Origin of the sequence: Massilia sp. CFBP9026 (assembly GCF_034045165.1) — a bacterium.
GTDB lineage: Bacteria > Pseudomonadota > Gammaproteobacteria > Burkholderiales > Burkholderiaceae_D > Telluria > Telluria arenae.
Genome location: NZ_JAXCWH010000002.1, coordinates 107964 through 120519, shown reverse-complemented (window position 1 = coordinate 120519; position 12556 = coordinate 107964). Strand labels below are relative to the sequence as shown.

The 12556-nt window shown below is 59.2% G+C and carries 10 protein-coding genes; 3 read left to right on the top strand and 7 right to left on the bottom strand.

The genetic code is table 11. The annotated features are described in order from the left end of the window. The first annotated feature begins 602 nt into the window (after positions 1-602). Positions 603-1010, top strand: a complete 408-nt coding sequence (locus SOM28_RS04665) for a hypothetical protein (RefSeq protein WP_109346351.1) — start codon at positions 603-605, stop codon at positions 1008-1010. Positions 1011-1144: 134 nt separating this feature from the next. Here the strand turns inward: SOM28_RS04665 and SOM28_RS04660 are convergent, their stop codons facing one another. Together SOM28_RS04660 and SOM28_RS04655 are read right to left on the bottom strand one after the other, a co-directional pair. Further along, positions 1145-1996 (bottom strand): HDOD domain-containing protein, encoded by an 852-nt coding sequence (locus SOM28_RS04660; protein WP_123072044.1) that lies wholly within the window; start codon positions 1994-1996, stop codon positions 1145-1147. Then, a complete protein-coding gene (locus SOM28_RS04655; protein ID WP_320467386.1) occupies positions 1993-2322 on the bottom strand; it encodes a hypothetical protein in 330 nt (109 codons plus the stop codon). The genes SOM28_RS04660 and SOM28_RS04655 overlap by 4 nt, the downstream gene beginning before the upstream one ends. A gap of 141 nt (positions 2323-2463) precedes the next feature. On the opposite strand from SOM28_RS04655, the gene SOM28_RS04650 reads away from it, so the two are divergent. Beyond that, positions 2464-3015, top strand: a complete 552-nt coding sequence (locus tag SOM28_RS04650) for a DUF1697 domain-containing protein (protein ID WP_123072046.1) — start codon at positions 2464-2466, stop codon at positions 3013-3015. 18 nt (positions 3016-3033) lie between these two features. Here SOM28_RS04650 and SOM28_RS04645 read toward each other — a convergent pair whose 3' ends face one another. Further along, positions 3034-3306, bottom strand: a complete 273-nt coding sequence (locus tag SOM28_RS04645; RefSeq protein WP_123072047.1) for a hypothetical protein — start codon at positions 3304-3306, stop codon at positions 3034-3036. A 560-nt stretch (positions 3307-3866) separates the two neighbouring features. Between SOM28_RS04645 and SOM28_RS04640 the strand changes: the two genes are divergently transcribed. Continuing rightward, a complete protein-coding gene (locus tag SOM28_RS04640; RefSeq protein WP_320467385.1) occupies positions 3867-5825 on the top strand; it encodes an AAA family ATPase in 1959 nt (652 codons plus the stop codon). Positions 5826-5898: 73 nt separating this feature from the next. Here the strand turns inward: SOM28_RS04640 and SOM28_RS04635 are convergent, their stop codons facing one another. From SOM28_RS04635 to SOM28_RS04620, 4 genes are read right to left on the bottom strand one after another with little or no spacing between them, the layout of a single operon-like run. Then, positions 5899-7989, bottom strand: coding sequence for a T6SS phospholipase effector Tle1-like catalytic domain-containing protein (locus tag SOM28_RS04635; RefSeq protein ID WP_320467384.1), 2091 nt, complete (start codon positions 7987-7989; stop codon positions 5899-5901). Continuing rightward, entirely contained in the window at positions 7986-8735 is a 750-nt protein-coding gene (locus SOM28_RS04630) for a DUF3304 domain-containing protein (RefSeq protein WP_320467383.1), read from the bottom strand. Before SOM28_RS04630 ends, SOM28_RS04635 begins: the two co-directional genes overlap by 4 nt. A gap of 16 nt (positions 8736-8751) precedes the next feature. After that, complete coding sequence (locus tag SOM28_RS04625; RefSeq protein WP_123072051.1) at positions 8752-9564, bottom strand: DUF4123 domain-containing protein; 813 nt, start codon at positions 9562-9564, stop codon at positions 8752-8754. Position 9565: 1 nt separating this feature from the next. Next, positions 9566-12388, bottom strand: a complete 2823-nt coding sequence (locus tag SOM28_RS04620; RefSeq protein ID WP_320467382.1) for a type VI secretion system Vgr family protein — start codon at positions 12386-12388, stop codon at positions 9566-9568. Between the last annotated feature and the right edge of the window lie 168 nt (positions 12389-12556).

Sequence of the window (12556 nt, the reverse complement as noted above, 5' to 3'; positions counted from 1 at the left end):
TGCTAGTTGGGGGCGAGCGCGGCATCGACAAGGTATCGGCAAGGCCAGTTTACCGTACTTTGGTAATGACCCTGTTTGGCCACGGGGATGGCTATTTTAGTGCCGCTAGGAATGGTTAATTTCTTTACCTAAAGTAATTGTATTTATACTCAGATTGTTAAATGTCCGCTAGCGAACATACTTTATTATTCATGGCACATATCCTTCATGTCATGAAGTGTTTCTCTATGTAAATCAATGACTTCTGACTGGATTCCGATTTACAAAATTTATCCAAGAAATCTCTTGCGTGCGCCACAATTGAGCCCCATGTGCTGAAATGCAAACGTGACAAGCTTTCCACACGTTAGCTTGATTTCTGACAAGGAGTCACATGCGCCGGTTCGTCATCGCACTAGCGTACAGGACAGATAATTTGTTTGAAAGACAAGTGCGTATGTGGAAAGAAACATGGAGCACTGTGGGCCGGAATTCTTAAGGGAATGTTCAGATTAGCGCTGTTTAATCCCTGAACAAGTTCCGGGAACTTATGTTGACGAAATGTAGTCTTTAACAAAAGTTCGTAAGGGAACTATTTTAACCAAACTCGTGAGGTAATTATCATGGCACAACAACATCACGCTCTATCTTCGCAGGAAAGTTACAACCCGAACCATCTGTTGGACATCCTGCTCGGCAAGATGCAGCTGAAAAACGACGCCGCCCTGTCGCGCATGCTGGAAGTGGCGCCGCCCGTCATCAGCAAGATCCGCCACCACCGCCTGCCGGTCGGCGCCTCGCTGCTGATCCGCATGCACGAAGTGACCGGCATGAGCATCCGCGACCTGCGCGACCTGATGGGCGACCGCCGCACCAAATACCGCCTGTCGGATGCCCAGGGCCGTCCGAAGCCAGAAGAGAAAGCTGCACAGGCCGCCGCCGCTGCCGCCCAGCAGCAAGCCCAGCCGCAAGGCCAGGGCGCGCAGACCAACGAAGCGTCGAACAAGACCTCCGGCAATTATGCGCACTAATGCCGTGGGCATGACAGCCGCATCTGTCATGCCTTCGGTGTTGGCGGGCTGCGGCGCCGCCACGCTGGCCTTCCGGCAGCGGCGCCGCACTACGCACTAGTTTTCTATCGATTCATCGTGCACCGTCCTGCGGCCTAGGCCATCAGGATGGCTGTCATTTCCTCGTACTGCAGTTCCGTCTCGCGGAACACGTGCAGCCATGTTTCCTCAGACAAACCGAGCGCCGTCCAGGCCACGCTGGACACGGCGGGCACCAGTTCGTCCGCATCGCCGGCCAGGTCGAGCGCATGCGCCACCGCGTTGGCCACATGGACGATGGTGGCCAGGAAGCCGGCTCCCGGCGTTTCCGGCGCATGATAAAAGGCAATCGCCTGTTGCATCGTGCCCGAGAATTGCCAGTGCTCGGCTAGCGCCGCGCCTGCCAGCAGGTGGTCGACGCCCAGCATCGCCCGTTCGGTATCGAGCAGGTCGCCATCGAGGCGCTTGCGTTCGCGCAGCACGGCATCGTACTGCTCGGGATAACGCGTCACCAGTACCAGGCGGCCGATGCCGTGCAGCAGGCCGGCCGTGAACGCCACGTCCTGGTTGAAGCGCATATGGCGCGCCAGCACCCGCGCGCAGGCAGCAGTGGCGATCGACAGGCGCCAGAAGGCCTTGTCGTCGAAGCTGGGGCAGCGTCCGCTCGGGAAGCAACCCGTCATCGCCGCCGCCATGATCAGGTTGCGCGTGGCCTGGAATCCCAGATAGGTCATGGCTTGCTGGATCGTGGTGGCCTTGACCTGCAGCCCGAAGGCCGACGAGTTGGCCAGGCGCAGCGTTTTCGCCGTCAGCGCCTGGTCGGCCGATACTTTGCGGGCCAGCACCGAGATGTCGACGTCTTCCTGGTCGATGCTGCCGAGCAGCTCCATCACGACGGCGGGCAGCGAGGGCAAGTCTTCCAGGCCCTGGACCAGTTGTTCGGAGGTGATCGCTGACGTGGTCGTCATGGCGCCACCTGCCGTTCCAGGCGGTAATCCTCGACATAGCGGCGCAGCAGCTTGCCGGCCCAGTCGTTGTCGCCCTCGAGATCGTGCTTGCGGAACAGGTGATCGAGCCGGGCGACGACCGCCGCCTCGTCCGGCGCGCGGTGCGCTTCGACGCGGGCCACCGGCACCGCCTCGATATGGTGACGCTGCAGCGAGGCGATGGTCGCCTCGCTGAGGACGGCGCCCTTGGCCAGCATTACCAGGCCCTGATTGTCCAGCAGCTCGTCCGAGAGCACCATGCCCGGCGTCACCAGGGTCACGGGGACCATCGCGTGGTCATCGCTCATATTACCTCCATTCAATTCAGCGCCGATGTTATCACCGGCGCGGCTGAATATCTGTAAGCATCGGTCATCGTTTGTCTGTCCTGCCTGCCATATGCGTCAAGACGCGCGCACCGATTGCCCGCGCCACGTTACCATGATCCCATGACCAGCCAACGCTACATTGCTCTGTTGCGCGGCGTAAATGTCGGCCGCGCCAAACGAATTGCCATGGCCGACCTGCGCAAGCTGGTCGAAAGCCTGGGCTATACCGGCGTGCGCAGCCTGCTCAATAGCGGCAACGTGATCTTCGACGCCGACGTGCCCTCCAGCCAGGCGGCGGAGGCGCTCGAGGAAGCGATGGTGCTGCGCCTTGGCGTGGCGGCGCGCGTGTTCGTGCTCGAGCACCAGGAGCTGGCCGACATCATCGACGACAATCCCTTATTGGACCTGGCCGATGACCATGCGCGCCTGTTCGCCTTCCTGCTGGCGGGCGAGCCGCAGCGCGAGGTGGCGGCCTGCCTGTGCGGCCAGGATTGGCAGCCCGAGGCGCTGGCAATCGGCCGCCGCGCCGCCTATGTATGGTGCCCTGAAGGCGTGCTCGACAGCGCCGCCGCGGCGGCCCTTGGCAAGGGGTTGGGCGACGGCACGACCTCGCGCAACTGGCGCACGATCACCAAGCTGCACGGCTTGTGCAGCCATCCAGCCGGGTGCTGACCCGGCGTTGTCGGCCGCCTACCTGAACTTGTCGCTGCTGTCGCGGCCCGCGCGGTAGCCGATGAGGATCAGGCCGACCAGCATCATCGCGAACACTTCTGGTTCGGGCAGTTCGGACAGGTGGGACGGCGGGGTGACGATGTGCGTGTGGCCCGTGACGGCCAGGTCGTGCACCGCCTGCGGGGCCGGAACGGCGCCGACGCCATTGCCGGGAGCAAGATCGATAACGGCGGCTTGGGCTGTGTTGCCGAGGAAGAGCGCAAGCGCCGCCGTCAAAGCAAGTCTGTTCATAGCCATTCCTCTTTACAAGCTAAATGCCACCGAGCTTTGGATGAGTTCGAACTCCATCCGCGGTCGCCGTCTTGCTACATCATCATAGCAAATCCGTGGCTACTTTGCGCCCAATTGAATCCATGAGTTGTAGAAAGAAGTCATGTTTTTGCTGAAAGATGCGAGCATCTTGCGTTCACTCAAGGGAAAAGTTGACTGTGGTAAATAAACAGCGCTCAGCAGTAAATATAATGCGGGATTGGGCAGAGTGATAATGCGAATTTCGCAATAAATCGTCATTTGATTGGCACATTCATCATTATTGCTGTCACTCGAATAATTAAAAACGTTATCAGCTTTTTCATCATCATCAAATTCCGCATTTTTTTATCCTTGGGGTATTCACCGCGGTTTTTTTTGAATGTATAGTCTCCTTATCCCCTTGCCCTCGGGCATCACAGCAACGTCCCAACCAACACGTCTGAAACCTTCGGCCCCGGCCGACGCCGCGTTCGCCGCCTTCCGCGATACGGCAACAGCAGTCCCACTTTTGCACGACGCACCTTTCGACGAGTAACCAGATGCCCAACTTCGCCCGACTTCAGATTGCATTCAAGAACGTTTACGTCCGCATCCTGTCCGCTATCCTGCTGGGCATGCTGGTGGCGCTGGCGATCTTCAAGTCCGATGTACCGCAAGACCCGAGCCCGGTGGTCCACTCGCAGAACATCGCCGAGATCACATCGCTGGCCGAGCAGAAAGCGCGCCTGGATTACCTGCTGATCGCGCATCCGCTGTCGGAGGCGCCGCGCTACATCTATAAATTCAAGGACGCAGCGAGCCTGCACGTGGTGAAGGTGCCGAGCACCTCGCACCTGTCGCTCGAGCGCGAAGTGCTGCTCAAGAACGCGATTCCGTATTCGATCGCCAAGGACGATTTCCTGGCCAGCCACAAGGCGGTGATGGACGAGGGTGTGGGCATGCTCGAACAGACCGGCGATTTCCTCAAGCGCAATGCTTTCCCGATCATCCTGGTGCTGATGGTCCTGTATGTGATGAAGTTCGGCATCCCGGGCATGGGGACGAGCGCATCGATGATCACCCCGGACAAGCTGAAGGGCAGCCTGGACGACCTGATCGGCATGGAAGACATCAAGCAGGAAGTACTGCACCTGGAAGACATGATCCGCAACCGCGCGGAATACCAGTCGCACAATATCGACAAGCCGTTCAATGTGATGCTGACCGGGCCTGCCGGTACCGGCAAGACCAAGCTGGTGGGCTACCTGGCCAAGCGCCTCGACATGCCGATGATCTCGGCCTCGGGTTCGGCGCTGGAGTCGGGCTATGTCGGCGGCGGCTCGAAAGCCCTGAACGCCCTGTACCGCAAGGCTTGCGCCAAGGGCAAGTGCATCATTTTCCTGGATGAAGCGCAAAGCCTGTTCATGCCGCGTGGCCGCAGCGAAAAGAAATGGGAAGACGACACCGCCAACACCATGCTCGGCCTGCTGGATGGCGTGAAGAGCGACAAGGGACAGGGCGTGATCTGGATCGTCGCCTCGAACTTCGACGACAACACGACGGAAATGGACGAAGCGATGCTGCGCCGCTTCTCGGTCAAGATCAACTTCCGCCTGCCGAACAAGGCCGAGCGCCGCGAGCTGCTGCGCAGCTTCCTGGGACGCAAGAAGGATGGCCTGGTCGATTGGGAAGACCTGAACCTGGACCAGGTGGCCGAGATCACCCAGAACCTGAGCCCGGCGCTGCTGGAAACCGTGGTCGAGCGCGCCAGCATGCTGTCGATCCAGGAAAAAACGATCATCAACACCAACCTGATGTTCCGCGCCTATGAACGCGCCACCATCGGCCTGACTGACCGCGCGACGACGGCCGAGAAGCACAAGCAGCGTGAGCGCATCGCCCTGCATGAACTGGGTCACTTCTTCATGCAGATCGATCCCCACCTGCGTGCCGGTCTCAGCCTGGCCGAAGTGAAGGAGAAGTCGCACCTGCTCAAGATCAGTACCGAAGCGGTGTCGAAGATCGGCGCGTTGGGGTATGTGCTGCAGTCGGGCGAGGATATGTCGCTGCGCACCCTGGAAGAGCTGGAGCGTGACGTGGTCGGCCTGTACGGCGGCGTGGCGGCGGAAGAGATGTTCTATGGCGCGCGCGGTATCTCGGTCGGCAGCCAGAACGATATCGAGAAGATCACCAAGATGCTGAACCTGATGGTGAGCCGCCTGTCGATGTATTCGCGCTCGAAGATCGATTACAGCCAGCTGGGGCAGGAAGCCAGTGGCGAGCATACCGTGCGCCTGGTGGAAGAGAAGGCGGATGCGCTCTATAGCTACACCCTCGATTCGATCCGCGATTACAAGCTGGTGATGGAGTCGCTCAAGGATACCTTGCTGGAGCAGTATGTGCTGTCGAAGGATGAGGTGTTTGCGTTGCTGGAAGAGCGGAGTGAGTTGTTGATGCCGCAGTTGCATGGGCATCGGGCGGCCAAGCTGACTTTGTGTGAGGAAGAAGTCGCCGCTTGATCGGTCAGTTCGTTTCATGAAACCCGTCCCGCGCAAGCCGGACGGGTTTTTGTTTCCGGGAGCGGTGGGCGGATCATGCGCGTGCAATATAGTCGGGATGGTGGTCGGATGCGGGCGCGTCGACTGCGGATAGCAAAACCGAATCGTGTCCGCCGTAGATCTTCCTGAAGCGCAGATAGCCGGCGCCCGCAAGCCAGGCGATGGATGACTCCCAAGGCTCGCGTCCAGTGGTGGGCATGCGCGGAATGGCTTTCGTTTTCCTGTATTCATCGACAGCTCGCCGCTGTTCCGGGCTCAATCGGTCCGAGGCGACTTTGTAATCGGATTTGCCCGCAAGGGTAGGCAGCTTGACATTTGCCTCATCCAGCTCACGTCTTCGCTGCCAGCCCTGCAATTCCTTGTGAGCCTTGACTTCATTGTCGGGATTGCCCGGTCTCAGCTTGAACCAGGCCCGCGAATCGTGAACGTAGTTATCGAAGAATGTCACGACGCAGGGGGCTATTGAAAGTTCGCCTCTCCACCAAGTGGCGATTTCGAGCCATTCCGATTCATGATCGTTGTTGAAGCCTCGATGCTGTGTCCGGAATAGCGTGCGAGCGCCTTTCTCGCGTCTCCATTCAGTGAATTTTTCGATCTCATCCTCGAATTCGAGAGCGGCGCTGTACAAATCGTTCTTGTCGAAATTGGACGCCCTGGAAAAGCTCTCGCTGGACTGCAGCGGATATGCACCGCTAACGCGGCGCCAGACGCGCCATTCGATGCATTTTCGCACCTGCTCACGCATGATCAGGTGCAGTGGGCCTGTCTTGACCTGGCATGTGCCGATATACGCGTTGAAGTCTGCGATGGCTTTTTTGGTAAGCGCGAATCTCGATTTGGCCGATGTGCTGGCGAGTTCGAGCTTCAGCGGTACGCCGCTTAATCTTGCGGTCCTGTACATCATCAAGAGTGGAATCCTCGACAGCATGTCGTCACCGTTCGGATCGGTACCTCGGCCCTGTTCGGTTGGACAATAGCCGCAGCCAATATCGGAATGGGCTCCTGGCAGCACGATCTCCTGGTGACGTGATGAGAGCGTTCCGCCGACCGAGATCGAATCGACCGGGAAGCTGCGCCTGATTTCATGGGCCGCGACCAGATGAAGGCATGGGATAGTTGCTGGAACACGCAAGCTGTCTTCACTGTCTGCCCACGCGCCATGGCCGGTTGAGCCACCCAGGGTATTCCCCACGCCAATCGCCGCCACGGTATCGAACAGACCCAAGAAATCGAACTGGACAGGGAACCCACCAAGTGACATGCCGCCGGATTTTCCACTCAGCTGGGCGTCGAGCTCGCACAAGGACTGTAGCCAGTTGGTGAAGGCGCGCGCTTGCGTTGCACCGCGTGAAAATCCGAAGATCGAGATGTAGATCGTCTTGACCACTGCTGGGCTGATCTTCGGCGGTCGTCCGGTATGGCAATCCGGCCAGTGCTGGGCTATAGCTTTATGCAGACGACCCAGGATACGCTCGAATACTGCTCGGGCCATGCGATCGGACCGTACTCCCTTCTTGCCAAAGCTGGACGTCATCGGCGGCAACTTGCCCGTCATGTTCCTGCGCGTGCTCTTGTTCAGGGTGATGTCCCGGAACATCGCGTCCATCTCTGGCTGCGGCACCAAGGGGACTTTCAGGAAGTAGCGATGGACGTTATTGATAGCTTGCACGAGCGACCATAGAATTCGTCGTTCACCCATGCGACCGGCGGCCGCGCCGAAGGGCTCGTCCAGCCAGTCGGCTTTGTCACCAACTTCCTTGAATGGAGAAGAGACACCGGGGGCGTAGACCTTAAAAAAATTCGTATATTGGTCCGCGTCCGTTACCCAGTCAGCCGTATTTGGCAGTACACCAGGAACGCTTAATCCAGGATAGCAGTCATAAAGCCGAGCCACGTTGGAGTGATTTCTTGCGGTTTCAGCCTGCTCATAATTATTCTTGGTGCCATCGAAAAAGAACCCGAAAAACAGGTTCGTTGTACAGGAATCTTTAGGTTGAACTTTTTTAGAATTCTCTCTATTTTCGTGGGCCTTGATCGTTTCGATCTCTTCTTGGCTGAAGAATTTTTCTTTCAGCGAGACATTGGTGAAATTCACGTTGACGGGCGGCGACAGCTGAGTATTCATGGCTTGGCCTCCATGATATTTTGCAGGTCTCGTTTGCTTGACTCCAACGCTTCAGCGTAGCGCATCTTGCGCTCAGCTATATAGAGTGGATCATCAGGACCACTAAACCCGCTTAGCCGATAAGGGGAATGTGACTTGGTTGACTCCCAATCCTCTCTTGTCTGGGTTAGCGGGGAGGTTTCCAACTCCTCCAATGCTTCAGTGAAAATTTTCACTTCGTGGGCGGTTAGCTTTCGATGCAGTTCCCATCGCTCACGTCTATACTCGATGGATGGCACCGGCCACCCTTTGATCGCTCCCGGCCAATTGGGGTGATCAGGCTGATAATCGCTCGAGACCACTTCTACCTTGCCATCGGCTTTACGCAGCACCCATATCTCTCCCGGCTTGCCGTCGACGTATTGGGGAACTTCAGCCTCTACAACTTCCTTTATTTCTGGGATGGTGCCTTCAGACTGCTTTTCCAAATAGTGTGTCGTGTGAATTTTCAACTTCAGCCCAGGATGCCATTCGCGTGGCAACACGGCGCAACAGGTGATTCCGCTGGCACCATATGGATCGATCAAGCCGCTGCCGCCGCTGATCATTTCCGGATTCTCCGGGTCCCTGAGATAGAAGCTGAACGTCTCGTCGGTATGATTCACCCCGTGCAGACTCACGCCAACAGTCTTTTCTTCACGCTCCAAGACATAGACAGCCGTCGAAACGAGTACCAGCACGACCAGGAATACTTTGTTACCACTCATGGCATTACCGCTCCTTTCAAGCTAGATCGACTTGCGTCGCTTGCCAGTTGGCAAACTTGTCTGCGGCAGTCGATGGCGTTTCGATTTGCCCCTCCCGCCACAGGAATTCGCACCAGTCCAACACCGCCGGTTCCGTCAACCGCCCGTTTTCCGCCACCTGCAGCGCCAGCGTCAACACGTCATATCCCTGCCATGCCGGCATGAACGGCCCCGGATGACGTCGCATGAACAGCGCCAGCATCTCGTCGATACAACTGTCCTCCACCAGCAATCCGAACTGCCGCGCATCCAGCGCAGGAAAAGCCGCGACCTCCGCATCGGCGCCGTCGAGCCGAATCTCCTGCCAGGCACCGCTGCGGGTGACACAAGCCCAACTCGTCGCAGGACCGAGAAGTTGCGCGCGCTGGCCTGGTTCCAGCGCCTGGACGATTGCCGGAATCCGCCGCGTATCGGCAAAGCGCAAGTGAAACCGCTGCCCATCCGCTTCGACGACAGTCCATGCCGCCATCCTCGCAGCGAGCTGTCCCAGATCCTCGTGCGTCTGGATCACGCTGACCATGGGCCAGCCGCTGCAGCGCTGCAGTATGCGTCGGGCAGATGGATCTTCCGGATCGAATGGCATCAGGAGCGACGACAGGTCCAGCGCCTCGTCGCTGCACCCCGGCAGCGAGGCGAACAGCATGGTTTTCCGGTCTGGATGGATGCTCCGATGCAGCCCGGGAACGAAAGCCCCATCGATCAGCAAATGCAGCCGCTGTCCAGCAGCGAGGTCTCGCGTACGGGCGCACAACTCGTCCATCCAACTATCCACAAACGGTGCGATCAGCATGTCACTCCACCATGGTGAACGCCGGCCCTGCAGCCAGCGATTTCCTGAGGCATTCGAGGCAGATACTGCGCGGCAGCGCCGGCATCGGATAACCCATTTTCTCCGGCCCGGACAGACTCTTCTTGCCCGCATTGACCACCAGCTTTCCCGGACACTGAACGACGATGTTTCCACCATCGATCATGATGTTGGCGCCGCCGGCGACGCTCAAGGAGATGCTCTTCGCCGCCGCCCAGTCGACATGGGCGTTGGCGCTGACCACGTCGACTTCGTCCCGTGCCTGGACCGTCACGCCGTCGAACTGTGCCTGGACATCGATGCCATCCCGCGCCGTGATCAGTTGCAGGCCGGACTGGCCAGCCTCCTGCTTTGCCGCACCGCCGAGCATGCCGATCGCCTGGCCTGAATGCACCCGCATCCGGGCGCCGCTGACGTATTGCGCGTCGTCGCCACCAATGAGTAAACAGGTCTCGCCATTGGTGAGCTGCAGGCTTTGCCCGGCGTTGACGCCGAGCCCCTCCTTGGCGACGAACGCGATCAACGGACCGGCCATATGCGGCAGCCTTCCCGATCCGGCGCTGACGAAGCCCTGCTGGTCGACCTTGCCCGAGAGTGCAGCGTGCATGGCGCGCAAGGGTGGCGCTTTGCCATCGAGCACACTCGCATCGGATTTGGCCGCACCGGCATGCGCTGCCAATCCCACCGTCTCATGAGCGGCCGTGGCGCCGTGCAGGGCGCTGACCAGTTTCAGAACCTGGTCCAGCAAGCCGATACCACCATCATTGGCGCCAGCTGGGTCACGTGCGGTCGCACCATGGGCAATCGGATAGCTCGACACCAGCAACCCTGCACCGGCCCGCACCGCGCCATAGGCATCGGTACGAAGCTCGGCCCCGAGCCCGCGAAAACTGCCGCGATAGTTGTCGGTAGAGTGGACCAGATGCCCAAGATTGAGTTCGCTCGCGGCATGACTGCACTTGAGCTGCACCCGGCCCTGCGCATCGGTGTCATCGAACAGCAGCTGGTTGTAGCCGCTGCCCCCAAACTCCTTGGTACGGATACCCCATTGCGCCGCGTCATTGCGGTGACCGGCGCTATCGGCCGAAGCCCCATGCCATACAGGACTGTTGCCACCAGCGAGGTTGCCCTGCCCAGATCGCGCGTGATCATGCGCCCGCTCGAACGGAGACGTCGACTTGTTTGCGATGTGCTGTCCACCGGGCGTCGGCGCGATGCCGCCTTCACCTTGCCCGTTGTATAGCGCGCCAATGATGATCGGGCGATCGATATCATTTTCAAGAAACTGGACGAGCACCTCTTGCCCGATACGCGGCAAGAACTGACATCCCATGCCGCTTCCAGCCGATCTTTGCGCCACGCGCACCCAACAGCTCGCATTGCCTTGATCCTGCCAGTGAAACCGGATCCGCACACGCCCGAGACGATCGCAATACAGCTCATCCGCACCATTGGGACGATCGCTGCCGTCCGCGCCAACGACAATCGCGCTTTGCGACCCGTGTGCCGTCGGTTTGGTGTAATTGCGCCCGTCGCTGACAGCCAGTCGCGGGCGCCACGGCAGTTCTACAGGAATGGCTTCAAAGCAGTTGGCATAACCAGTCCGGCGCGCCTGCTCGATCGCCAGGCCAAATTCTTCCGACACCTCACGCATCACTTCTCCCAGCAGCTCTGGGATGGGACCGAACAGCTCGGCCAGTGCGTGCTGGGCCGCTGGCGGCAAATTGTTAATCCCGACGCTCCTGACGCGCAATATGGTGAACGCCGCACTGCCACCGAATTGCCGCAGCGGCATGCCGCTGACTTTTAGGCGCGTTCCGGCACGCAGCGTGCGCACCGTGGAACGGCCTTGCCAATGCTGTCCGCGTGCTTCGGCTTCCTGCATCTGCAGGTCGGCATAGCGCCGCGCCTGATCGCCATTGGCATAGGCGTACTGCCCGGGCACGTCATACGTCTCCAGCTCCGGGAGTTTATTGTTGCGCACGAAGGATGGAGAATTGGCGCTGACGCTGCGTTTCGATTTGTAGTCCGGGCTCAGCAAGCTGGTAAGCGATGCATGCAGGCGTCGCTGGGACACCAACGCTTGCACGGAGTCGGCCTGCTCGACCGAGTTGGCGCCGTGAAAGCGGATGCCGTCACCGGATGCGCTGCTCGCATCCTCCGGCACGGCGCTGGCCTGGGTGCTGTCCGCAAACAGCACCAGCCCGTGTCCGGCATCGTCCTGCTCGACCCGCCAGCCCAGGCCTTCTTCGGCCAGCAAGCGACGGACGAAGTCGAGATCGGTTTCCCGGTACTGGCAGCAATAGCTGCGCGGATGAGTCCCCGTCATGAAGGCACTGGTCTCGTCGCTCCAACGCCAGCGTGCCAGCGGCAAATATGCGGAAAATACCGCATCGACGATATCGATCACGCGCTTGTCCTGCCATGCGCGGCAGTTGCGGACATGCCCCAGGCGCCATAGCCAAGGCGAGATCCGAATCCGGTAGCGTGCCAGGCCGCCATCGCTGCCTAACTGCGCAACCTCGCTGATCTCGCCGGACAGGGGAGACCGTGTGCCGTCCGCCAGGCTAAGTTCGAGCTTGGCCGCTTGTCCCAGCAAGGCCTGTGGCTGGACGAATGCGCTCGGAGAAAGTGCGATTAACTCGCAACCGCCTACGTCCTGTAACCCATCTTCAGCGTAGAAAGCCTCGGCCAGAAAATCGCACCGTGCCGCACGACCATCTCCAATAGACAGATTCATCAATCTGGATGTGCCTGAATACTCGGCCAATGCGGTCTTGATCTGCTCCGTCAATGCAGTGGACATGTCGAGATGTGCTCCAGATAAACTTATCGGAGACACGATATCGGTGCTCTGAAGTTTAGCTATTGCGTTACGTCATCACTCGCCGCGTGAGCTTTGTGCCGGACCATGAGATCACGAAAAGATGATGTCATTGTTCTGCGCTGTTCATTACCGCATGCAAGCTCAGGT